Below are 21,995 nucleotides of genomic sequence, written 5' to 3' on the forward strand. Positions count from 1 at the left end.
CGATCAGCCGCCGGAGGTGCCACGCCGGGCCGGGCGCGGCTTCTTCTCGCCCCAGGACCAGACCATCGAGCCGCCGATGATGCCGAGGACCGAGCCGACGACGAAGCCGCCCAGGTTGGCGGTGGGGAAGGCGCCGAGCGCGATCAGGAACCCGACGACCCCCGAGAGCGACTTGTAGTGCGGCGCCAGCCAGGTGACCAGGCCGAACATGATCAGCGAGCCGCCCATGACGTATCCGGCGGAGTAGGACCAGCCCCCGGTCAGCGCGATGCCGATGTCGAAGGACATCCAGTAGATGATCCAGGCGCCGGCCACGATGAGCCACAACGCACCCCAGAAGGGCCGCGTACGTCGCCACGCCCGGAACCACGCACGGGCTGCTGCGAGGAGCGCGCCGAGCCGGTTGGACCGGTGCGCGCTTCCCGGGCCGGGGCCGGTGGAGAAGCCGAGGTCGTCCGTCAGTGAGTCGGTCATGAGCAGTCCGCCTGCGTCCGGGTCCCGGGGACGACCCTGATGTTCAGGTCCGGCAGGGTGATGTTGCCCTTCAGGTTGAGCCCGTAGCTGTTGCCGTTGAGGCCGGCCACGTTGAGCTGGCGGGCGTAGAGGCCGAAGGCGCCTGCCTTGGGCAGCTGGTTGGCGTTGCCCTCGAAGGCGAGGCCGGCCGAGTCGCCGACGGTCTCGGCCGACTGGCCGAGGTTCATGCCGGAGATCTTGTTCCCGTAGCCGCTGAGCGCGTCGGAGTTGAGATACAGGTTGGTCGCCGAGATCGCGTTGTCCAGGCTGCCGTTGGTGAGCTTGCCCGTGCTCGGGTCCGTGGTGGTGCCGGTCGGGATCGACGAGCCGTTGTAGCTGTCCGGGACGTCGTCGCCGGCGGTGATCATCAGCGAGTAGTTCCCGACGAGCGGGATGTTCTCGGTGGCGATCCCGCACAGCCCGGCGAGCTTGGCCTGGTGGATGCCGAGCTCGGTGACCCCGCACTGAGCCTGGACGTCGGCGGTGTCCGCGTCGCAGTCGGTGGCCCCCTGGCGGCTGGTCGGGGCGAGATAGCCCGCCGCGTGCTCCGCATCGAGGTAGTTGGAGTAGAGCTTGAACTTGGAGTTGCCGGTGGTGAAGTTGACCGCGAGAGCGTTCTGCGAGACCGCGCCGAACATCGCGACGAGCGCGGCGCTCCCGAAGATCATCAGAGGCAGCGAGCGCTTCCGGCTGCCGCGGCGTACGGACTCCGCCTCCTCCTGCATCTGCGCCGACTGCTCCGCGGCGCGGTCGATGGCGGCGTACGCGGCTCGGTAGAGACGTCCCGTGAGCCGGCCCCACGCGCTGCGCACGCCGGGCTCGTCGCCCCAGGGGTCGGACCGCTCGAAGCGGCGGGCGCGGGGGCTCATGCGGTCGCTCCGCTCCGGGCCGGCTTGCCAGCCTCCTTGCGGGCGCGCTTGCGGGCGTCCTTCTCGGCCATCTTGGTCAGCTGCTCCTCGGTGTAAGGAGTCCAGGCGACGATCAGGGCGCCACCGGTGATGCCGGCGACGGTGCCGATGATCAGTCCGCCGAGGTTGGCGAGCGGGAGGGCCGCGATCGCGAGCGCGACCGAGACGATTCCCGGGAACGTACGCTGCGACGGCATGAACATCGCGATCAGCGCCGCGGCGGCTAGGGTGAAGGAGATCAGCACCGGCGGCAGGGTCTGGTTACCGAAGGCGGCGAAGATCGTGAAGTCGAGATGTTTCGAGAGGGCCGAGGACCCGATCAGCCACGACGACCATAGCAGGATCAGGCTGCCCCAGAAGGGGCGGGTGCGCCGGAAGCGCTTGAAGCCGCGCGGCGTGGGGCCGTCGGCCGTGGGGTTCATGGTGGGGTCGGGCATCGCGTCGGGACCGGTGTCGGTGGGCGTCTTGTCAGGCATGGCTTCTCCGGCGGGCTGGGGCTGAGTCGTTGGCGGGCGCTCCGGAACGCCCGCCAACGCCTGCTGGTTGGTGGGTTGGAGGCGTTACGGGTTGAGCCTGATCGACAGGCTGTTGAGGCTCAGCGAGCTGAGCTGGACCGCGTACGCCTGTGCCGACAGGTCGTTCAGCACCTGCTCGCCGCTCTCACCGGCGGACTGCGCGGCCTGGAGCGCGAAGCCGTCGGCCACGTAGCCGGGGCCGCCCGCATCGAAGCCGGCGTCGGCCTGCGACTGACCCAGGGTGACGTTGGCCATGGTGGCGCCGCTCGGGGTGTTGAGCGAAGCGGCGTTCAGAGCCACGTTGCCGAGGTTGATCTCCGGGTCGCTCGAGGTGATCCCCAGGTTGAGGCTCAGGCCCGGGAGGACCTCGACCCTGGGCGTCACCACGTTGAGCCCGTTGGCGACCGAGCCCTGGGTCTGAGCGTAGATCGTGCCTTGGTTGTTGCCGGCTGAGCCGACCTCAGTGGCGCCGGTGCGCATCTTCAGCGCATCGGCGGTGAGGTCGGTGCTGAGACTGAAACCGCCGGTGGACGAGATGACCGCCCCGACCATGCCGGACAGCATCGCGTAACCCATGCCGGCGGAGACGACCGCCGCCGGCAGCGTGACGGCCGCGAAGCGACCGAGACTGGTATGCCCCAACTTGTTCATATGTGCTCCCTCTGTGAGCCCGTCCCTCACGGGCTGATGAACCCCGAGAAAAGTGCGCCGCCCGCGGTCCCTATACCCCGGGCGGCATCCACACTGTGACGGCCGCCACGTGCTACGGTCAAGCACATCTGGACAATTTGTCCCTAAATGTCTATGAAGTGTGGCTATTCCTGCGTCGGTTTGGCTGCACTGTCCTTGCTCTGCCTGAAAGGGGACCTGGTTGTGTCCGGACGGCCTCTGAATGCTCCTGTCGCTGACGAACGCGGCTCCGCCGCGGTGGCTGTCGGGTGGGTCGCCCTGGTGGCGTTCCTGCTCGCCATGACGGCCGTCGTGGCGGCGCTGTTCGGGTCCTTCACGGTCAAGGGCCGGAGCATGGAGCCGACGCTGGTCTCCGGCGAGCGGATCCTGCTCGACCCGCTGCACAACGACGAGATCGAGCGCTTCGACCTGGTCCAGGGCGTCGAGCCGGGCCCGGAGCGCTTCGGTGGCGGCTCCCAGGTGGTCAAGCGGGTGATCGGGATGCCCGGCGACCGGGTCGCGATCGCCGGCGGTGACCTGCCGGTCGTCTACGTGAGCCCGGCCGGGTCCGAGGACGTCTTCCGGGTCGACAACCCGGCCTGGCCGACCCGGATCGGGGACGAGGTCGGGATGTGCTGCGAGCGGGACGGGACGTACGACGGGAGTGCCGCGTCGGGCGCCTGGGTGACGGTCCCGAAGGATTCGCTCTGGGTCCTCGGGGACAACTGGGGCGGGTCGACCGACTCCCGTGCGTTCGGCTTCCTGCCGGTGGCCGACGTCTCCGGTGCGGCGTGGCTGCGGCTGCTGCCGGCCGGGTCGTTCGGTGGGTTCGGCGACGGTGGCGTCGAGCTCGTCGAGGTGACCGAGCCGGTCGCCGGGTTGGGCGCGCGGCCGTGAGGAAGGTCCTCGCGGTGGGCGGGATCGGCGCCGGGGTGGCGGCCTTCGCCGCGCTCGTGCTGGTGGTCGCGGCTCTCGCCTTCTCCGTCACCGTCGACGGCGCCAGCATGGAGCCGACGCTGCGCGACGGGGACCGGATGTTCCTGGAGTTCTGGACCCACGACGAGATCGAACGCTTCGACGTCGTCGAGGCGGACGCGCCGAGCTCCGTGGCCGGTGGTGCTCGGATCCTCAAGCGCGTGATCGGGATGCCCGGTGACCAGGTGTCGGTGTCCGCTGATGGGCGGGTGCTGGTCCGGCCCGAGGGGGACCGGCAGACCTACATGGTCGACAACCCGGCCTGGTCCGCCGAGGCCGGTGCCGAGCAGGACTGGCTCGCCGTCCCCGAGGACGCGTACTGGCTGCTCGGCGACAACTGGGGCGCCTCCACAGACTCGCGCAGCTTCGGTTTCGTCGATGCCGACGCCGTTCATGGCAGGGTGGTCTTCCGAATGCTCCCCCTCGGTCGGAACGGGACGATTGCCCGTGACGTCCGGCTCGCTCCCGTCGAAACGAGCTCGGCGCGGTAGCTGCGCGCGTCGCGTCTGCCTGCAGGGTCGTCGGATCGGTATGTGAGCGATCGGTGGACATTTTGCCCCAAGTTGTCAAGCAGTGCACTAGCCTTCGCGCCAGGGAGACCACGACACTGCGTGCACCTGAGGCGGTCTCGTGGATGAGGGAATGAAGGTCAGGTCTTGTGTCAAACACCATTTCGGCAGGGCTGTCCCTGCTAGACGACTTCAGCTGGTTCGAGTTCTGGTCGGTGCCGATCTTCACCGCCGTGATCGGCTGGCTGATCAACTGGTCGGGTCTGTGGATGCTCTTCTCACCGATCCACTTCCACGGGATCACCGTGCCCGGGCTCAAGCAGATCGCCGGCTCGCTGCCGCGCAAGATCCAGGAGATCCCGGGCGTCCTGCGCGGCGGGATCGGCTGGCAGGGGATCGTGCCCGCGCGGGCCGCGAAGATGGGCTCCATCGCGGTCGACCGGGCGCTGTCCCAGATGGCGACCGCACGCGACTTCTACGAGCAGCTCGAGCCCGACAAGATCGCCGCCCACATCGTCGACGTCTTCCGTCCCGAGATCCCGTTGCTCGTCGACGAGATCATGTGGCGCGAGCATCCCCGGTTCTGGCGTGATCTGCCGCGGCCGCTGCGTACGGTCGTCATCCAGCGGGTCCAGGACCGCCTGCCCGCGGTCGTCCGTGACGTGACCGTCGAGATCGGCAACCACATCGACCAGATCTTCGACCCGAAGATCATGGTGATCGAGAACTTCGAGAAGGACCCCTCGATCATCGTGCGGATCTTCAAGGACTTCGGTGCCCGTGAGCTGCGGATGATGGTCGTCTTCGGCGCGGTCTTCGGGTTCCTGCTCGGCATCCCGGTCGCCGTCGTCGACCAGGCCTTCCACATCTGGTGGCTGCTGCCGATCCTCGGTGTGCTGGTCGGCTGGACGACCAACCTGCTCGGCATGCTGCTCATCTTCGAGCCGGCCGAGCCCAGGCGGATCGGTCCGTTCAAGATCCAGGCGCTCTTCGCCCGGCGGCAGTGGCAGGCCTCCGACGTCTACGGCAAGCACATCGCCCAGGACGTGATCACGCTCGAGCACATCGGCGAGCACCTCCTCAACGGCCCCTCCGGCGACCGCACCCGGCAGATGCTCGCCGCGGCCCTCGAGCCCGCCGTCGACGCCGCGGTCGGTCCGGCCTACGGTGCGGTCCGGGTGGCCGTCGGGACCAGGAGGTTCGACGCGATCCGGTCATCGGTCGCCGAGCAGGCCGTCGAATACACCCTCACCCCGCTGCGCGACGCCGCCTTCAGCCAGCAGCAGTCCTGCAACATCCGCCGGCTGATCGCCGACCGATGCCGTGCCCTACCTCCGAGGACCTTCGTTGAGATGATGAGAGCTGCGATCAAGGAGGACGAGTGGCTGCTCTACGCCCACGGGGCGATCATGGGCCTGGCGGGCGGGTTCCTGCACGTGGCGGTCTTCGAATGGTGGAACGTGCTGTGAGCGCCCTCCACATCAACACCGAGCCCGGGGCCCGCCGGCCCGAGACGTACGCCGCGCCGACCGAGGAGCTCGTCGAGGGCCGTGAGGGGATGCACCGGATGCCCACACCGGCGCCCGGCGGCGGTCTCGTCGACGGCGCGATCGACGTGCTCCCGGGCCTGCTCAGGATCTCCGCGGTCACCGTGGCCCACACCGCGGGCTGGGGGCTGAGGACGTACGCACGTGGGGTCGGGCGGGTCGCCAAGGCGGTCGTCGACCCCAACGAGGCGGTGCGGCTCACCGAGGACGTGGCGACCAACGCCCGTCAGGTGACCGGCTTCGCGAAGCGGGTCGCGACGGGCAACCCGATCACCGGCCTGCTGGAGCGCTATGCGCTGCCGGCCGCCGAGACGGCGAGGGCGGCGATGGAAGGTCGCGCCGCTCGGGTCAACGGGGTCGAGCCGGGCACGAGTCCCGACCACCTGCGGCGTACGGGGGAGGAGCTGCTGCGCCGCTCGCGCGACGTGTGGGACGAGAACGAGCGCCATCCGGCCTTCGTCAGCATCCTCGACGAGCTGGCTCCCGACGAGGCCCGGATCCTGGTGCTCATGCTCAAGGACGGTCCGCAGCCGGCGGTCGACGTGGTCGAGGGCGGCCTGGTCGGCCACCTGCGCGGGTCGCGGATGATCGCCCGTGGCCTGACCATGATCGGCGCGCAGGCCAGCGTGCGCTACCCGTCGCTGGTGCCGCAGTACCTGAACAACCTGACCCGGCTGGGTCTGGTGTGGCAGTCCGAGGAGCCGGTCAGCGAGCTCATCCGCTATCAGGTGGTCGAGGCGCAGCCCGACGTGCTCGAGGCCATCCATGCCAAGGGCGGCGCCCGGATCAAGCGACGCTCGATCCACCTGACCCCGTTCGGGCAGGACTTCGCCCGGGCCTGCTTCGCCGATGCCGAGGATCTCGACCGGCTGCCGAGCCACGAGATCCCGCCGGGTGCGGCCACGGAGGCCTCAACCGACTAGCCCAACCCGAATGGCAGACGCTTCGGGGTGTTTGCGTTCGCGTGTGGGTAGGGTACGCATACTGACGGTCTGGAACTCTGGCGGAAGGAGCTCGGATGTCGCCGGAGTGGCAGGACTCGCTGGTCAGCTGGTTCGACGACTGGGCTGCCCACGTCCACTGGCTCTCGCTGATCACCATCCCGATCTTCACCGGAGTGATCGGCTGGCTGATCAACTGGTCGGGCCTCTACATGCTCTTCGCCCCGCTCGCCTTCAAGGGGTTCCAGGTGCCCGGGCTGCGCGAGCTGACCAGGGTGCTGCCGCACAAGCTCCAGGAGGTCCCCGGCTTCGCCCAGGGTGGGCTCGGCTGGCAGGGCATCATCCCCGCGCGAGCCGCGAAGATGGGCTCGATCGCGGTCGACAAGGCGATCGCCAAGCTCGGCACCCCCAGTGACTTCTACCAGCAGCTCGGCCCCTCCGAGATCGCCACGCACATCGTGGAGACCTTCCGGCCGGAGGTGCCCGAGCTGGTCGAGCAGATCATGATGCGCGAGCACCCCCGGCTCTGGCGGGACCTGCCGCGGGCGGTCAAGGACGCGATCGTGGTCCGGGTCCAGGCGCAGCTCCCCTCGATCGTGCACAAGGTCACCGACGACATCGGCGTGCACATCGACCAGCTGCTCGACCCGAAGCTGATGGTCATCGACCACTTCCGCAAGAACCCCGCCCTCGTGGTCAGGATCTTCCGCGACTTCGGGCAGCGCGAGCTCAACCTGATGGTCGCCTTCGGGTTCATCTTCGGGTTCCTGCTCGGCATCCCGGTGGCGCTGATCGACCAGACCTTCCACCTGTGGTGGCTGCTCCCGGTGCTCGGCGTGGTCGTCGGCTGGGTGACCAACCTGCTCGGCATGTGGCTGATCTTCGAGCCCGCCGAGCCGCGGCGCATCCTCGGCATCAAGGTGCAGGGCCTCTTCCCGCGCCGCCAGGCGCAGGCCGCGGAGGTCTACGCCGACATCATCGCCACCGACGTGATCACGCTCGAGCGCATCGGCGACTTCCTGCTCGACGGCCCCCGTGGCGACGCCACCCGCAAGCTGCTGATCAACGCGCTGATGCCCGCGGTGGACAGGGCGGCCGGGCCCTACCGGGGTGCGGTGCGGATCGCACTGGGGTCGGAGCGGTTCGACCGGATCAGCACCTCGGTCGCCAACGAGGCGGCCGATCGTACGCTGGTGCCGTTCCGTGATCCCGGCTTCAGCCGTCACCAGGCGGAGAAGATCCGCGACCTGGTCGCGCGGCGCACGAAGGAGCTTCCGCCGGGCGACTTCGTGGACATGATGAGGTCAGCGATCAAGGAGGACGAATGGATGCTCTACGCCCATGGCGCGATCATGGGGCTCGCGGGCGGCTTCCTTCACCTTCTAATCTTTCCGACATGAGCCTCCTGGGCAAGGTCCTTCCGACCGCCTCCGCCGTGGCCGGCACCGCTCCCGGTCTGGCCAGGGTGGCGGCGGGTGCTGCCTGGCACACCGCCGGATGGGGGCTGCGCACCTCCGGCCGCGCCGGCGTCCGGGTGGCCCGGGCGGTGATCGACCAGGACGTACGCGACGGGTTGGTGCGCGAGACGGCCGAGGCCGTGGGCATCGTCGCCGGCACCGCTGCGCGGATCATCCTGCCCGGCACCAAGCCGGTGATCGAGCTCTCCGAGTCCGACTACGAGGCCGCCGGCAAGGACGTCGTGCTCGCGCGGACGCGCGAGGCCGAGGCGTCCCAGGACTCCCTACCGGTGCTGCGCCGCCGCGGTGCCGAGCTGCTCGACCGCTCCCGCGACGTCTGGGCCGACGAACAGGGGCATCCTGCGTACGCCCGGATCCTCGACGAGCTCGCGCCCGACGAGGCGCGGATGCTGCTCTACCTGCTGCAGGCGGGCCCACAGCCCTCGGTCGACGTACGCACCGGCGGACCGGCCGGTCTCGTCGGCAGCACCATGATCGCGCCGGGGCTCAACATGATCGCCGGCCGCAGCGGGGTGCGCTATCCCGAGCGGGTCCCGGCCTACCTCAACAACCTGTTCCGGCTCGGGCTGGTGTGGTTCTCCAAGGAGCCGTTGTCGGACCCGCTCGAATACCAGGTCCTCGAGGCCCAGCCCGACGTGCTGGAGGCGCTGCACTCGGTGAAGTTCGCCAAGATCGTGCGCCGCTCGGTGCACCTCACGCCGTTCGGTGAGGCCTTCGGGCGCACCACCCTCGTCGACGAGGGCTCGGCTGAGTCGGCCTTCCCGGAGCATCAGGCTCCGGTCACCGGCGGGGCGGACCTGCCCAAGGCCTGAGGGCCGCGAACCGCCTCGGTCAGCCTGATGAACTCCGGGTCGACCGTCTGCGGTGACACGTCGGTGTCGCGTTCGAGCATGATGCCGGGAAGCGGACGCCCGGCGTAGGCCTCCACCACGGTCGCGAGCAGGGACAGCACCGGTGGTGGCATCGGATGACCGTGGGTGTCGAGGTAGAGACCGTCGCGCTCGGTGCCGCCGGCGACGTGCATGTAGGCGACCGCGTCGAGCGGGAAGCGGGCGAGGTCGGCGACCGGGTCGGAGCCGCGGGCGACCGCGGAGGCGTAGAGGTTGGCGACGTCGAGGACGAGGCGTACGCCGGTGCGCTCGACGAGCTCGGTGAGGAAGTCGGGCTCGTCGAGGGTGTCCTCGGGCCAGGTGAAGGTGGCCGCGATGTTCTCGACCGCGAGCGGCACGGGCAGCTGCTCCTGGGCGATCCGGACGTTGTCGACGAGCACGTCGAGCGAGTCCTTCGTACGCGGCGGCGGCAGCAGGTGGCCGGCCTCCAGGACGTCGCCGTGGAGCGGGTCGGGGGAGTCGCTCGCCCGCACGAACGCGACGTGCTCGGAGACGAAGGGGCTGTCCAGGACCTCCGCGAGCTCGGCCAGCCGGGTGAGCCGGTCCGCCGCGGGGCGGTCGGCCCCGGCCAGCCCGAGGGTGACGCCGTGGGCGACGACCGGGACGCCCAGGTCGGTGAGGGCCTGCGGGACCTGCGTCGGGGACATGTTCTCCGCAACCACCTCGGTGAACCCGAGACGTCCGGAGGCGGCGTACGTCTGGAGGAGGCCGGCGATCGCAGGACGCCAAGCCACGGCGACGCCGGAGACCGAGGGGTTCACAGGGTGAAGTGTGGCGGATCGGGCGCGGTCGGCGTGGGCCCTTCCGGTATTCTGGAACACCTGTTCCCCCATCGTTCAGCAACCCTCGCCGGTCCTGGCTCGAGGCCCGGGTAGGAGCCCCCATCTTGGCCCGCAAAGTCGTTCGTTCCCTTCCGTTCCATCGCATCGTGATGCGGTTCGCGGCTCTCATCGGCGTTGCCGCGGTGACGGGGCTGGTGGCCTCCGGGATGGCGATCCCGTTCATCCATCTGACCGGTGTCGCGGCCAAGTCGGGCGCCGAGGTGATGGACGACCTGCCCCTCGACATCGACATGGGCGAGCTGTCGCAGACGACGCGGATCCTGGACGTGCACGGCAAGGTGATCACGACCCTCTACGACCAGAACCGGTCCTACAAGGCGCTCGACCAGATCTCGCCCAACATGCCGAAGGCGCTGCTCGCGATCGAGGACAGCCGCTTCTACGAGCACGGCGCGATGGACCTCAAGGGCACCCTGCGGGCGCTGCTGCGCAACTCGGCCTCGGAGTCGGGTGCGGTGCAGGGTGGCTCGTCGATCACCCAGCAGCTGGTCAAGACGACCCTCGTCTACGGGGCCGACTCCGACGAGGAGCGCGCGGCCGCGACCGAGAAGTCCACGGCCCGCAAGATCCGCGAGCTCCGCTACGCGATCTGGCTCGAGGAGAACCACGACAAGGACTGGATCCTCGAGCGCTATCTCAACGCGGCCTACTTCGGTGACTCCGCCTACGGGGTCCAGGCGGCCGCGAAGCACTACTTCGGCGTCGACGCCGCCGACCTGACCTGGGGGCAGGCCTCGATGCTGGCCGGGATGGTGAAGAACCCGACCGGCTACGACCCGACCGATTACCCCGACGCCACCCTGGCCCGGCGCAACCTGGTGCTCGAGCGGCTGGCCCAGGTCGGCGACCTGCCGCGGGCCGACGCCGAGAAGCTCAAGGAGAGCGACCTCGGGCTCAACGTGCAGGACAGCCGCAACGGCTGCTTCGGCTCGTCGGCGGAGTTCTTCTGCGACTACGCGCTGCGGTGGCTGCTCGCCGACGAGTCACTGGGCGAGACCGAGGCCGAGCGCTGGCGGCTGCTGCAGACCGGCGGCCTGACCATCCGGACGACCCTCGACTCGAGCTTCCAGAAGGCGGCGCAGAAGTCGGTGAGCCGTCATGTCTCGCCGACCGACGACGCGGTCGGTGCCCTGGCGATGGTCGAGCCCGGCACCGGCATGGTCAAGGCGCTCGCGCAGTCGAGGCCGATGGGCGAGAGCCGTCGCAAGGGCGAGTCCTATCTCAACTACCTGGTGCCGAAGGAGTACGGCGACGCCAACGGCTTCCAGGCCGGCTCGACCTTCAAGGTCTTCGTCGGCGCCGCGGCGATCGAGAAGGGCTTCCCGCTCCGTCAGGAGATCAAGTCGCCGGAGAAGAAGACGTTCAACCAGGCGTCCTTCGCCAACTGTCCCGGCGAGGGCAACTTCAACCCCAACCCCTACCCGGTCGGCAACTCGACCACCTCGGGCAACAAGAACCTCTACACCGGCACCCGGGAGTCGGTGAACACCTTCTACGTACAGCTCGAGCAGTTCACCGGCGTCTGCGCTCCCTATGCGCTCGCGAAGAAGATGGGCGTCCATCTGACCGATCCCGCCCACGAGCGGGTGCCGTCGTTCACCCTCGGCCCGGTCGACGTCAGCCCGCTGGAGATGGCCGAGGCGTACGCGACGTTCGGTGCCCGCGGCAAGCACTGCGACTCGCGGCCGGTGACCGCGATCCTCGGGCCCGACGGGAAGACGATGAAGGAGTACCCGGCCTCGTGCGAGCAGGTGATGCGCGCCGGGACGGCGGATGCCATGAACGACATCCTCCGCGGCGTACTGCAGCCGGGTGGGTTCGGGCAGAAGCTCGCGCTGAGCGTGCCGGCCGCCGGCAAGACCGGGACCACCAACAGCAACCGCGCGGTGTGGTTCAACGGCTACACGCCCAAGCTCGCGACCTCCTCGATGATCGCGGGCGCGAACTACGAGGGCAACTGGGTCACCCTCAACGGCCAGCGCCTGCGCGGCGGCTACATCGCCTCGGCTTCAGGCTCCACCGTCGCCGGCCCGATGTGGGCCGACGCGATGCGAGCGATCGACGGCAAGCTCGGCTCCGCCAACTTCGTACGCCCCGGCGCCAGCGTCATCAACGGCAAGGGCATCAAGATCCCGAAGGTCGAGGGGCTCTCGATCGCCAAGGCCACCGCCCGGCTGAAGGCGGCCGGTTTCAAGCCGGTCGTCGGCAAGCGGGTGAAGTCGCGCTGGAAGGCCGGCACCGTCGTCGGGACGGTTCCCGGAAGCCGGGCGATCAAGGGTGCGACGGTCGAGATGCTCGTGTCGAAGTGGCGCGGGTAGGAGTCGCGGGGCGGGCGGTTCGTCTGGGTATGCAGACCAGCCGTCACATCCCGTGTGGAACTCCGCGACGAAAGTGGGGGTTCGGCTACATACCTTGATGAACCGCCCGCCGCGCCTGAGCTGCCTCGACGGCCTCGCGGAAGGCGCGGGCGACGTAGTCGGGGACGGGGAGGCCGCGGTCGCGGGCCCAGAGGAGCTCCTGCTCGACCCGGGCCACGTCGGCGGCCAGGTCGCGGCCCTCGTGGTCGACGCCCAGGGTCTCCATGACGTCGCCGAAGTCGGCCAGCTGGCTCACGTTGTTGACCCCGACCGGGGCGAAGGAGATTCGGCGCATGCGTCTGACCAGCCACTTCTGCCAGGCTGCGAGCGTGGCCCAGTGGGCGCGGGCGGAGAGCTGGTAGAAGGCGTAGTGGCCAGGCTCCTGGCGTTTGATCGGCCCGATGACGGTCTCGGCGACGGCCTGCTCGCCGGTCTCGACGACCCCGTCGTGGAGCAGGTTGTAGGCGATCACCGCGGAGCGCTCGGTGGCCATCCCGGTCAGGTAGTAGAGCATCCGACAGACGTCCTGGAACGGCTCCAGGTGAGCCAGCAGGCCGAGCACCTTCAGCTTCAGGCCGACATGGTCCAGATCGGTGGTCGCCGGAGGCCGCCCGACGACCTGCTGGAGCCGGTCGAGGATCAGCCCGTGCTGGATCTCCTGCGGCTGCCACACCTCGGCGTAGAACCGCTTGTCGACCTCGGGCGGGTTGGGCAGCATCGTGGAGATCTCGAGTACGTTGCGGTCGACCTCGAGCTCGACCCGAGCCATGTAGTCGAGCACGTGGCCGAAGCGAGCGCCGAAGCCGGCCGGGTCGTTCACGGTGAAGTCGACGGAGTCCATCGGGATCGGCGGGTGCTCCTCGCCGAGGCGCGCCACATGGGCAACGAGGCGGTCGTTGTCGGTGAGCATCCGGGGCGGCTCCTGGTGGGGGAGTCAAGCGGCGCCTTTAGTGTGCCCGTCCGCAGCGGGGTTGTAACGCGATTTAACCCAACCGAAGGGTGTTCGCCTCGACACGTTCGCCGCGGCGGCTGCGGCGGTTCGACCGGCGGGGGAGGGGGTGTCGAAGCGAGCACGTTCTGGGCCGGGCCTCAGGGCGTGGGCGCCGTGGTCTCTGCTTCGGCTGGCTCGGTGGTGGACGACTCCGTGGCGGATGGTGTCTCGGACGGTGTCTCCGACGGCGTCTCGGATGGTGTCTCGGACGGGGTCGGGGATGGTGTCTCGGTCGGGGTTGCGATCGGAGTTTCGGTGGAAGTCGGGTCCACGGTGGGTGTCTCGGTCGGGGGTGCCGTGGGCGTCTCGGTGGGCGTCGGATCCTCGGTGGGTGTGTCGGTGCGTGTGTCCGTGGGCGTCTCGGTGGGGGAGCCGGTCGGTGACACCTCGGAGGTGGGCGAGGGCGACGGGGACGAAGGCGTGGTCGAGTCGGCACCGGGCGTACCAGTGTCCGCTCCTTCCGAGGACTCGCCGGAGGAGGGCCGGGGCGGCTGAGCGCTCGGCGAGGCGCCGGAGAGTGGCTCGAGGTCGGCGGAGGAGGTGACCGGGATCTGCGCGGCGGGCAGGACGACACCGGTCGGCGCCTCGAAGGTGCCGAGGCGATAGCCCTCGGCGATCTGCAGGACGGCCGAGACGTACGCCTCGCTGTGGTTGTAGCGCAGCACCGCCGAGCGCTGACCGGCCTCGGTGGACAGGTCGGCGGAGCCCGAGCACAGGTAGACCGCGGCGGCGAGCGCGGCGTCGTCGACGTCCTGCGGGTCGCGGCGGCCGTCGCCGTCGGCGTCGACCCCGACGGTGGACCAGGTCGACGGGATGAACTGCATCGGCCCGACGGCGCGGTCGTGGACGAGGTCGCGGTCGTAGGTGCCGCCGTCGGTGTCGAAGATGCGTGCGGTGCCGGCGGCCCCGGTGAGGGGTACGCCGAAGATCCCGGGCGTCGCGACCCCGGAGACGGACAGCGCGTTACCGCCGGCTCGGCCGTGGTCGGACTCGACCCGCCCGATAGCGGCGATCAGCGACCAGTCGAGACGGCACCCGGGGTCGGCGTCGGCGAGCACGGTCGCGGCGCGCTGGTAGGCCGAGAGCGCGGTCTGGGGGATGACACCGGCGGCGTACGTGGTCGGCTCGACCGCCAGGGCGGGAACGGCCCTGGAGATCGGCTCGACCGCGGAGACGCTCACCGGCGGCCTCAGCTCCTGGGTCGGCACCTCGACCGGCACCTCGATCGGCACCTCGATCGGCACCTGCCGCACGCTGGCCGTGGCGTCGACCGGCCGACCCTCCTGGATCGCCTGGATGGTCCAGGCGGCGGCTGCCGCGGTGGCGGCGGCAACGGGAAGCGCCGCTGCCTTGAGCAGCAGACCTGGTCGGGAGGTCATCCGCGGTCACATCCTCGTGTCGGGCGGGTGCTGGATCGATGTCACCGATCCAGCCATCATGTGATCCCCGCCATGACGTGCTGCGCGCGATCCGGGCCGAGAATCCCCGAAACTACGCATGTACGGCTCTGTGGGGATGTGGTCGGGACGAGCCGCTCGGCGGGGGCGGGGTCAGTCGCCGCCGCCTCCACCGCCACAGCTCGAGCCGCAGGAGGAGCTGCTGCAGGAGCTGTCGTGGTTGTTGCCGCCGTCGTAGGTGGAGCCGCACGAGCTCGAGCTGCAGCTGCCGCCGCGGTTGCGCCTGCGGGGGCCTCGGCGGCGGTTGCCTCGGCTGCTCGCGAAGGCGGCTTGGAGGCACCCGAGGATGATCAGGCCGAGGACGACGATGACGATCAGGTTTTCCACGGGGAGCTCCGTTTCCAGGTGCGGCGTTCGAGGTGCCAGATCTGTGAGCCGAGACCGATGGTGAGTACGCGGCGCCCGGCGATCCGGGTGAGCGCCCACCGCCGCCGGCCGTCATAGACATCGTGGAGGCGGAGCCAGCCCTCGTCGATGGTGGCCAGGAAGGCGCGTACGTCGTCGTGGGCGCAGCCCTGCTGCGGATGCTGCGCCGCCCAGGCATGGAATCGGGCGCGCCAGCCCGGCAGCAGATCGAGCTCGGGGGCGGCGTGGTGCGCGGCCGAGGAGCGCTTGTGGTGCAGCACCTGCGTCGTCGCGGTCGTTCCGGCCGCGTCGAACCCCGGCGGCGTACGTCCCGCCAGCAGGTCGTCGAGCACCTCACGCTGGCGCGCGGCGAGCTGGTCGCGTACGGCGCCTCGGGAGTCCACGGGAGCAGTGTGCCCGATTCGCTTGGGCCGCCGCCGCAATATAAAAATGTCAAAGTTGAGTGGAACAGACTCAACTTTGGTTGTGTTGAGATAGATGCGGGTGACAGGCACTCGCGGCAGACTCAGGTGCGTCCCCAGGAGGAGAGCAGAGACAGATGAGCCAGTTTTCGGCAGACAAGTTCACCACCAAGGCTCGCGAGGCCATCGAGGCCGCGCAGCTCTCCGCCACGACGGCGGGCAACACCACGACCGAGCCGATCCACCTGCTGGTCGCGCTGCTGCAGCAGGACGAGGGCACGGCGACGTCGATGGTCACCAAGTCCGGTGTGGACGCCGAGGAGCTGACGCGAGCGGCGGCTGCCGACCTCGCCGGTCTCCCGCGCGCCAGCGGGTCGACGGTGCAGCAGCCCGCTGCCTCGGGTGCGCTGACCCGCGTTCTTGCCGGGGCGATCACGCTGGCCACCTCCCTGAAGGACGACTACGCCGCCACCGAGCACCTGCTGATCTCGCTGGCCACGGTCGAGTCGTCGGCGCAGAAGGTGCTCAAGGGCGCCGGGCTCACCGAGAAGGGGCTGCGCGAGTCGCTGAAGGCGGTCCGCGGCAACCGCCGGGTCACGAGCCAGGACGCCGAGGACTCCTACGAGGCGCTGGAGAAGTACTCCCAGGACCTCACCGAGGCCGCCGAGCGCGGGAAGTTGGATCCGGTCATCGGCCGTGACGCCGAGATCCGCCGGGTCATCCAGGTCCTGAGCCGGCGCACCAAGAACAACCCGGTCCTCATCGGCGAGCCCGGCGTCGGCAAGACGGCCGTCGTCGAGGGGCTCGCCCAGCGGATCATCGCCGGTGACGTACCCGACTCGCTCAAGGGCCGCCGCGTGCTGAGCCTCGACCTGGCGGCGATGGTCGCCGGTGCGCAGTACCGCGGTCAGTTCGAGGAGCGGCTCAAGGCCGTCCTGGAGGAGATCAAGGCCGCCGAGGGGCAGGTCATCACCTTCATCGACGAGCTCCACACCGTCGTCGGCGCGGGCGCCGGCGGCGACTCCGCGATGGACGCGGGCAACATGCTCAAGCCGATGCTCGCGCGCGGTGAGCTGCACATGATCGGTGCGACCACGCTCGACGAATACCGCGAGCGCATCGAGAAGGACCCCGCCCTGGAGCGTCGTTTCCAGCAGGTCTTCGTCGGTGAGCCGTCGGTGGAGGACACCGTGCAGATCCTGCGCGGGATCCAGGAGAAGTACGAGGCCCACCACGGTGTTCGCATCACCGATGCCGCGCTGGTGGCCGCCGCGACCCTGTCCGACCGCTACATCACCGGCCGTCAGCTGCCCGACAAGGCGATCGACCTCATCGACGAGGCCGCGTCCCGGCTGCGGATGGAGATCGAGTCGTCCCCCGAGGAGATCGACCAGCTCCGTCGTGCTGTCGACCGGCTGAAGATGGAGGAGTTCGCGCTCTCCAAGGAGTCCGACGACGCATCTCTGGAGCGCCACGCGGCGCTGCGCAAGGAGCTCGCCGACAAGGAGGAGGAGCTCCGCGGGCTGGAGGCTCGCTGGGAGCGGGAGAAGGCCTCTCTCGAGGGTGAGGGTGCCCTGCGCAAGCAGCTCGACGCGCTGCGCATCGAGGCCGAGCGGCTGCAGCGTGAGGGGTCCCTGGGCGAGGCGTCCGAGATCCTCTACGGCAAGATCCCGGTGCTCGAGGAGCAGATCGCCGCGGCGGCTGCTGCCGAGGACGAGGTCACCGACCGGCTGGTCGGTGAGGAGGTCGCCGCCCAGCAGATCGCCGAGGTGGTCGAGGCGTGGACCGGCATCCCGACCGGCAAGATGCTCCAGGGCGAGCAGGCCAAGCTGCTCGAGATGGAGTCCGTCATCGGGCGGCGCCTGATCGGGCAGAAGTCCGCGGTCACGGCCGTCGCCGACGCGGTCCGGCGCTCTCGGGCCGGCATCGCCGACCCCAACCGCCCCACCGGCTCGTTCCTGTTCCTGGGTCCGACCGGCACCGGTAAGACCGAGCTCGCCAAGTCGCTGGCCGACTTCCTCTTCGACGACGAGCGCGCGATCGTACGCATCGACATGTCCGAGTACTCCGAGAAGCACTCGGTCGCTCGGCTGGTCGGAGCGCCTCCGGGCTACGTCGGCTACGACGAGGGTGGTCAGCTGACCGAGGCGGTGCGCCGTCGCCCCTACTCGGTGGTCCTGCTCGACGAGGTCGAGAAGGCTCACCCCGAGGTCTTCGACATCCTGCTGCAGGTGCTCGACGACGGTCGCCTGACCGACGGTCAGGGCCGCACGGTCGACTTCCGCAACACGCTGCTCATCCTCACCTCCAACCTGGGCTCGAACTTCCTGGTCGACCCGGTGCTGGACGAGCACGCGAAGCACGAGTCGGTCATGGCCGTGGTCCGGGGATCCTTCAAGCCCGAGTTCCTCAACCGCCTCGACGAGGTCGTCATGTTCGACGCCCTCACGCTGGCCGACCTCACCAAGATCGTCGACATCCAGCTGGGTCTCCTGGAGAAGCGCCTGGCCGCCCGCCGCATCTCGATCTCCGTCACCCCCGAGGCTCGGGAGTGGCTCGCCGAGACCGGCTACGACCCGGCGTACGGCGCCCGCCCACTGCGCCGCCTCATCCAGTCCGCCATCGGCGACCCGCTCGCCCGGAAGCTCATCGGCGGCGAGGTCTCCGACGGTGGCCAGGTCACCGTCGATCGCGACGGCGACAGCCTCACCCTGAAGGTCTGACCCGCCCCGGCCGAGACCGTAGTTCTGGCGGCCGAATCAGTAGTTGTGGGCGACGAAACTGCGGTTTCGTCGCCCACAGCTGCATCTCGGCGGGATGATCGGGGCCGAGTACGAGTCGGAGGAGCGCGATGCTGGACGAGCTGCTGGATGGATTCGCCGGGGCGTACGACGACGTCGGCTACTTCCTCGTCGCTGTCTGGATCGGCCCGCCGTTGGTGATCTGGGCGATCGCGTCCCGCGCGGATCGGTTGATGCGGAGGTTCGTGGCACAGTTCGAAGAGATGTTTCCAGGCAGGCCGATCATTGCCGGTCAGGCTGCGGAAGTGACCAGCGACGATCGTGACGGGAAGGTCGTGAAGCTGAGGTCCGGGTGGCTGCGGACTTCGGCCGTGATCGTGCTGCCGGACAGGCTGGAGGTGTGGGGCGAGGACGCCGAGGCCGCCGACATCGTCCTGGACCGGAGTTGGTTGGAGGTCACTCGAGAGGGGATCTGGATCCGATATCTGGGTGGCGACGATTTCCCTGCCGGTCTCTGGCTGACGGACGGTGACATATCGGTCGTCGTCATCCCGTACGGCCGCTCTGCGCGAAGGGCCCGCCGTGCCCTGGCGCGGGCGCTGCGTGACCTGGGTGAGACGCCGGAGGATCACCTCGGCGCGGCATGAGCCACCGGCTAGTACGTTGGCTGCGTGCGTAACGGTCGGATCATCCTGCTCAACGGAGCGTCGAGCTCGGGCAAGAGCAGCGTCGGGCGGGAGCTGCTGCCGCTGCTGGAGGACCCGTGGTTCCTGGTGCCGGTCGACGGGATCAGCGGGATGCGGTCGACGGTGCACACGCGGGAGCTCGACGAGGCGGGGATCGCGGAGATGTTGCGGCGTACCCGGCTCGGCTACCACCGCGCCGTCGCGGCCCTGGCGTCGGTCGGCAACGACGTGATCATGGACTACCCGCTCAGCGAGACCTGGCGGCTCGACGACCTGCTCGAGGTGCTCGACGGCTACGACGTCACCCTCGTCGAGGTCTGGTGCTCGCCCGAAGAGCTCGAGCGGCGGGAGGCCGCCCGCGGCGACCGCCCTGCGGGCCTGGCTCGATCCCAGACCCTGGTCTACTCCCATCCCTACGACATCCGTGTCGACACCACCGCCGCGACCTCGGCGGCATGTGCGAAGGAGATTGCCGAGGCTCTCCCCGCTCTCATCGCGCCCAAGGCCTTCGACCGGCTCCGTCTCGGCCACGCCGAGTAGGCACGTACGTCGGCCGAGGCGTCACCCCGGTCGGCCGAGCCGTCAGCTGCGTCGACCGAGCCGTCATCGCCGTGCCCGCTCGGCCGACGCGGGCGACGACTCGGCCGACGCGCGTGACCTCTCGGCAGGCGAAGTTGGCCGGGATGAGAAAATGATTCCCGACATGTCTGAAATGAAGCTTCCCCGCCCAGGTCAGGCCACCCTCGCCGGGTGGCTCATCGTGCTCGGCTCACTGCTCACGGTGGTGACGGCCTGGGACCAGATCGCCGGGCTGCGCAGCCTGGACACCCGGGAGCGGGTGGAGGAGGTGCTGGCCGAGCCGCCGCTGGCCGGCTCGGGGATCGGCCTCGACAGCATCCTGACCCTCATGCACGTGATGGCGCTGGTCACCGGCGCGATCGCGGCCGCAGCGGTGATCCTCGGCTGGCACGTGCTGCAGCGCAACAAGCAGGCCCGGCTCGCGCTCACGGTCATCGCGGCGCCGCTCTTCTTCGCCGGGATGTTCGGTGGGGGGTTCTGGTCGACGCTGTCGGCCGTCGCCGTCGTACTCCTGTGGATGTCACCCACCCGCGACTGGTTCGACGGGGTCTCGCCGACGAAGCGGGAGGCTCTCGACAGCGGCGACCCGGACCAGAAGTCGTACGTCGCGCCCACCCCGCCCGAGGCCCCGACCGCCCCGACCGCGCCGACCACCTTGACCACCGGCCCGGCCCGCCTCTCGGCGCAGCAGCCGCCGCCGTGGACCGGTGCGGTCGCCCAGCCGACCAAGGCAGCGCCGACGCGCCGCCCCGGCGCCGTGATGGCGGCGGCCGTGCTCACCTGGGTCGGCTCCGGGTTCACCGCGCTGATGATGCTCGCCTCGGCGGTGACCGCGACCGCCAACCCTGACCTGATCCTCGATCAGGTGCGCAAGCAGGCGGAGAGTGATCCGGCGATGCGGGACGTGGCGGGGCTCTACACCGCCGACGTCATCATCGCCTCGGCATGGATCATGGCCGTGCTGGTGGCGCTCGTCTGCGTCGCCGCCGGAGTCTTCGCCGTCTTCGCGATCCGCCGCCACTCCTGGGCTCGGATTGCGCTGATGATCTCGGCCGGCGTCTCGGCGCTCTCCCTGCTCCTCTTCGCGCTCGCCTTCCCGCCGGCCGTGGTCCTCTTCGGCGCCGCGGTGGCGACCTTCTCGTTCCTGCTGCGACCCGAGGTCGCGGCCTGGTTCCGTGGCTGAACCCGAGGCGCGAAGCCTTAAAGCAGGGCAGCTGACCCGGCGGGCCGGATAGGCTCCGCGGCATGTCAGATCAGTACGGCTCCTTCGACAACCCCTACGGCGGCAAGCCGCCGTTCCAGGGGCAGGAGCCGCCGCCCCCGACGCCGTACGCCTCACCCCAGCCGTACGCCGTCCCGCAGCCGACCCAGCCGACCCAGCCGCAGCAACCCCAGGGATGGGGCCAGGCACCGCCGGCCTACGGCCAGTACGCGATGGGGCAGCAGCCCCCGGCGTACCTCCGCCCCTACTACCCGCAACCCGATCCCGACACCCGGCCGGGGACGGTCGTCGCGGCGTCGATCATGACGATCGTCGGGTCGGTGATCGCGCTGCTGATCTCGTTGTTCATGGTGCCGGCGGGGATCGCCGACTACAACGACCCGGCGTCCTCGGACAAGGGCGTGACGCTGGCGATGGTGATCTGGTTCGCCGTCTGCGGCGTGCTGAGCCTGATCGCGTTCCCGCTCGGGATCATGGTGCTGTTCCGCTCCAAGCTGGCCCGGATCCTGCTCACCGTCGTCGGCTCGATCGCCGCGCTGCTCTCGCTCTTCACGGTGCTCTACCCGGCGCTGATCATCGCCGCGATCGTGACGCTGTACGCAGGCCGAGCAGGCACCTGGTTCGCCCGGCGCACACCCGGCGACCCCTGGCAGCAGCCAGCGGCGGCGGTGCCGGGACCGACACCGCCGACGCACCAGCAGTTCTAGCCAGAGCTAGGAGACGAGCGAGTCGTCCTTGGCGCCGTTGTCGGAGCCGCGGACCATCTTGTAGACGCGCACCGCGATCCACGCGACGACGGCCACCCCGACGACCAGGATGACGATGTTCTGGAACCGGCCGACGATCGGCTCGACCTTCTCCCAGTTGTCACCGAGCTGGTAGCCGGCGACGACGAAGATGGTGTTCCAGATCGCGGAGCCGACGGTGGTGAGGATCAGGAACTTCCAGATCGGCATCCGGGTGACGCCGGCGGGCACCGAGATCAGCGACCGGAAGATCGGGATGAAGCGGCCGAAGAAGACCGTCCACGCGCCGTACTTCTCGAAGAACGCCTCGGTCTTCTCCAGGTCGGAGGTCTTGACCAGCGGCAGCTTCTCGCCGACCCAGTAGACCCGCTCGCGGCCGATCAGCGCACCGATCAGGTAGAGCGCGAGCGCGCCGACGACCGAGCCGAGCGTGGTCCAGATCAGCGCCTCGGCGATCGTGAAACGGCCCTGGGCGGCGGTGAAGCCGGCCAGCGGCAGGATGATCTCGGAGGGCAGCGGCGGGAAGAGGTTCTCCAGCGCGATGCCGAGCCCAGCACCCACCGGGCCGAGCTTGTCCATCAGGTCGACCGCCCAGCCGGCGACGCCGGTGAGCTCCTCGGGCTGGGTGGCGGTGAGGATCATGAGGCTCTCTTCGAAGTGTG

At 69.6% G+C, this 21,995-nt stretch carries 22 protein-coding genes; 12 read left to right on the forward strand and 10 right to left on the reverse strand.

Translation table 11 applies throughout. The annotated features are described in order from the left end of the window. Nucleotides 1-3 precede the first annotated feature (3 nt). The 4 genes from HD557_RS01725 to HD557_RS01740 all read right to left on the reverse strand — a co-directional run bounded on the left by HD557_RS01725 (nt 4) and on the right by HD557_RS01740 (nt 2,587). Nucleotides 4-474 (reverse strand): DUF6114 domain-containing protein, encoded by a 471-nt coding sequence (locus HD557_RS01725; RefSeq protein ID WP_196872614.1) that lies wholly within the window; start codon nt 472-474, stop codon nt 4-6. Beyond that, nucleotides 471-1,382 carry a DUF6230 family protein gene (locus HD557_RS01730; protein ID WP_196872615.1) on the reverse strand — a complete coding sequence of 304 codons (912 nt, stop codon included), beginning with the start codon at nt 1,380-1,382 and terminating at the stop codon, nt 471-473. Before HD557_RS01730 ends, HD557_RS01725 begins: the two co-directional genes overlap by 4 nt. Next, nucleotides 1,379-1,897, reverse strand: coding sequence for a DUF6114 domain-containing protein (locus tag HD557_RS01735; protein WP_196872616.1), 519 nt, complete (start codon nt 1,895-1,897; stop codon nt 1,379-1,381). Before HD557_RS01735 ends, HD557_RS01730 begins: the two co-directional genes overlap by 4 nt. An 84-nt stretch (nt 1,898-1,981) precedes the next feature. After that, on the reverse strand, nt 1,982-2,587 hold the full coding sequence (locus tag HD557_RS01740) for a DUF6230 family protein (protein ID WP_196872617.1): 606 nt from the start codon (nt 2,585-2,587) through the stop codon (nt 1,982-1,984). 276 nt (nt 2,588-2,863) lie between these two features. On the opposite strand from HD557_RS01740, the gene lepB (HD557_RS01745) reads away from it, so the two are divergent. The 6 genes from lepB (HD557_RS01745) to HD557_RS01770 all read left to right on the forward strand — a co-directional run bounded on the left by lepB (HD557_RS01745) (nt 2,864) and on the right by HD557_RS01770 (nt 8,867). Next, on the forward strand, nt 2,864-3,502 hold the full coding sequence (lepB, locus tag HD557_RS01745) for a signal peptidase I (protein ID WP_196872618.1): 639 nt from the start codon (nt 2,864-2,866) through the stop codon (nt 3,500-3,502). After that, nucleotides 3,499-4,071 carry a signal peptidase I gene (gene lepB / locus HD557_RS01750; RefSeq protein ID WP_196872619.1) on the forward strand — a complete coding sequence of 191 codons (573 nt, stop codon included), beginning with the start codon at nt 3,499-3,501 and terminating at the stop codon, nt 4,069-4,071. Before lepB (HD557_RS01745) ends, lepB (HD557_RS01750) begins: the two co-directional genes overlap by 4 nt. A gap of 167 nt (nt 4,072-4,238) precedes the next feature. Continuing rightward, nucleotides 4,239-5,558, forward strand: a complete 1,320-nt coding sequence (locus HD557_RS01755) for a hypothetical protein (RefSeq protein ID WP_196872620.1) — start codon at nt 4,239-4,241, stop codon at nt 5,556-5,558. Next, nucleotides 5,555-6,559 (forward strand): Abi-alpha family protein, encoded by a 1,005-nt coding sequence (locus HD557_RS28870; protein ID WP_196872621.1) that lies wholly within the window; start codon nt 5,555-5,557, stop codon nt 6,557-6,559. Before HD557_RS01755 ends, HD557_RS28870 begins: the two co-directional genes overlap by 4 nt. 95 nt (nt 6,560-6,654) lie before the next feature. After that, a complete protein-coding gene (locus tag HD557_RS01765; protein WP_008360428.1) occupies nt 6,655-7,977 on the forward strand; it encodes a hypothetical protein in 1,323 nt (440 codons plus the stop codon). Beyond that, entirely contained in the window at nt 7,974-8,867 is an 894-nt protein-coding gene (locus HD557_RS01770) for an Abi-alpha family protein (RefSeq protein ID WP_196872622.1), read from the forward strand. Before HD557_RS01765 ends, HD557_RS01770 begins: the two co-directional genes overlap by 4 nt. Here HD557_RS01770 and HD557_RS01775 read toward each other — a convergent pair. Then, nucleotides 8,825-9,706, reverse strand: coding sequence for a DUF692 domain-containing protein (locus tag HD557_RS01775; protein WP_307785521.1), 882 nt, complete (start codon nt 9,704-9,706; stop codon nt 8,825-8,827). The two genes, HD557_RS01770 and HD557_RS01775, sit on opposite strands and share 43 nt — an antisense overlap. A 125-nt stretch (nt 9,707-9,831) precedes the next feature. Between HD557_RS01775 and HD557_RS01780 the strand changes: the two genes are divergently transcribed. After that, the gene (locus HD557_RS01780) at nt 9,832-12,105 is read left to right on the forward strand and encodes a transglycosylase domain-containing protein (RefSeq protein ID WP_196872624.1); all 2,274 of its coding nucleotides are present in this window, start codon (nt 9,832-9,834) and stop codon (nt 12,103-12,105) included. An 85-nt stretch (nt 12,106-12,190) separates the two neighbouring features. Here HD557_RS01780 and HD557_RS01785 read toward each other — a convergent pair whose 3' ends face one another. The 4 genes from HD557_RS01785 to HD557_RS01800 all read right to left on the reverse strand — a co-directional run bounded on the left by HD557_RS01785 (nt 12,191) and on the right by HD557_RS01800 (nt 15,341). Beyond that, a complete protein-coding gene (locus tag HD557_RS01785; RefSeq protein WP_196872625.1) occupies nt 12,191-13,054 on the reverse strand; it encodes a GTP-binding protein LepA in 864 nt (287 codons plus the stop codon). A gap of 179 nt (nt 13,055-13,233) precedes the next feature. Further along, entirely contained in the window at nt 13,234-14,514 is a 1,281-nt protein-coding gene (locus HD557_RS01790; protein WP_196872626.1) for a lytic transglycosylase domain-containing protein, read from the reverse strand. Between the two features lie 171 nt (nt 14,515-14,685). Continuing rightward, a complete protein-coding gene (locus HD557_RS01795; protein ID WP_196872627.1) occupies nt 14,686-14,919 on the reverse strand; it encodes a hypothetical protein in 234 nt (77 codons plus the stop codon). Then, nucleotides 14,907-15,341: a hypothetical protein gene (locus HD557_RS01800; RefSeq protein ID WP_196872628.1), complete on the reverse strand. Its 435-nt coding sequence runs from the start codon at nt 15,339-15,341 to the stop codon at nt 14,907-14,909. The genes HD557_RS01795 and HD557_RS01800 overlap by 13 nt, the downstream gene beginning before the upstream one ends. Before the next feature lie 155 nt (nt 15,342-15,496). Between HD557_RS01800 and clpB the strand changes: the two genes are divergently transcribed. The 5 genes from clpB (at nt 15,497) to HD557_RS01825 (ending at nt 21,294) form a co-directional block, all read left to right on the forward strand. After that, entirely contained in the window at nt 15,497-18,082 is a 2,586-nt protein-coding gene (gene clpB, locus HD557_RS01805) for an ATP-dependent chaperone ClpB (protein ID WP_196872629.1), read from the forward strand. Between the two features lie 128 nt (nt 18,083-18,210). Continuing rightward, a complete protein-coding gene (locus HD557_RS01810) occupies nt 18,211-18,747 on the forward strand; it encodes a hypothetical protein (protein WP_196872630.1) in 537 nt (178 codons plus the stop codon). 24 nt (nt 18,748-18,771) lie between these two features. Beyond that, nucleotides 18,772-19,326: a chloramphenicol phosphotransferase CPT family protein gene (locus tag HD557_RS01815; RefSeq protein WP_196872631.1), complete on the forward strand. Its 555-nt coding sequence runs from the start codon at nt 18,772-18,774 to the stop codon at nt 19,324-19,326. Nucleotides 19,327-19,489: 163 nt separating this feature from the next. Next, entirely contained in the window at nt 19,490-20,548 is a 1,059-nt protein-coding gene (locus HD557_RS01820) for a hypothetical protein (RefSeq protein ID WP_196872632.1), read from the forward strand. A 62-nt stretch (nt 20,549-20,610) separates the two neighbouring features. Then, the gene (locus HD557_RS01825; RefSeq protein ID WP_196872633.1) at nt 20,611-21,294 is read left to right on the forward strand and encodes a hypothetical protein; all 684 of its coding nucleotides are present in this window, start codon (nt 20,611-20,613) and stop codon (nt 21,292-21,294) included. Nucleotides 21,295-21,300: 6 nt separating this feature from the next. Here the strand turns inward: HD557_RS01825 and HD557_RS01830 are convergent, their stop codons facing one another. Continuing rightward, the gene (locus tag HD557_RS01830) at nt 21,301-21,975 is read right to left on the reverse strand and encodes a DedA family protein (RefSeq protein ID WP_196872634.1); all 675 of its coding nucleotides are present in this window, start codon (nt 21,973-21,975) and stop codon (nt 21,301-21,303) included. Between the last annotated feature and the right edge of the window lie 20 nt (nt 21,976-21,995).

The sequence above is a fragment of the Nocardioides luteus genome, assembly GCF_015752315.1.
Classification (GTDB): domain Bacteria; phylum Actinomycetota; class Actinomycetes; order Propionibacteriales; family Nocardioidaceae; genus Nocardioides.

Coding starts and splice junctions, on each gene's coding strand:
- HD557_RS01790 (WP_196872626.1), bottom strand. CDS start 14,514: ATGACCTCCCGACCAGGTCTGCTGCTCAAGGCAGCGGCGCTTCCCGTT.
- HD557_RS01725 (WP_196872614.1), bottom strand. CDS start 474: ATGACCGACTCACTGACGGACGACCTCGGCTTCTCCACCGGCCCCGGC.
- HD557_RS01770 (WP_196872622.1), top strand. CDS start 7,974: ATGAGCCTCCTGGGCAAGGTCCTTCCGACCGCCTCCGCCGTGGCCGGC.
- HD557_RS01735 (WP_196872616.1), bottom strand. CDS start 1,897: ATGCCTGACAAGACGCCCACCGACACCGGTCCCGACGCGATGCCCGAC.
- HD557_RS01785 (WP_196872625.1), bottom strand. CDS start 13,054: ATGCTCACCGACAACGACCGCCTCGTTGCCCATGTGGCGCGCCTCGGC.
- HD557_RS01765 (WP_008360428.1), top strand. CDS start 6,655: ATGTCGCCGGAGTGGCAGGACTCGCTGGTCAGCTGGTTCGACGACTGG.
- HD557_RS01825 (WP_196872633.1), top strand. CDS start 20,611: ATGTCAGATCAGTACGGCTCCTTCGACAACCCCTACGGCGGCAAGCCG.
- HD557_RS01730 (WP_196872615.1), bottom strand. CDS start 1,382: ATGAGCCCCCGCGCCCGCCGCTTCGAGCGGTCCGACCCCTGGGGCGAC.
- HD557_RS01810 (WP_196872630.1), top strand. CDS start 18,211: ATGCTGGACGAGCTGCTGGATGGATTCGCCGGGGCGTACGACGACGTC.
- HD557_RS01830 (WP_196872634.1), bottom strand. CDS start 21,975: ATGATCCTCACCGCCACCCAGCCCGAGGAGCTCACCGGCGTCGCCGGC.
- clpB (WP_196872629.1), top strand. CDS start 15,497: ATGAGCCAGTTTTCGGCAGACAAGTTCACCACCAAGGCTCGCGAGGCC.
- HD557_RS01820 (WP_196872632.1), top strand. CDS start 19,490: ATGTCTGAAATGAAGCTTCCCCGCCCAGGTCAGGCCACCCTCGCCGGG.
- HD557_RS01740 (WP_196872617.1), bottom strand. CDS start 2,587: ATGAACAAGTTGGGGCATACCAGTCTCGGTCGCTTCGCGGCCGTCACG.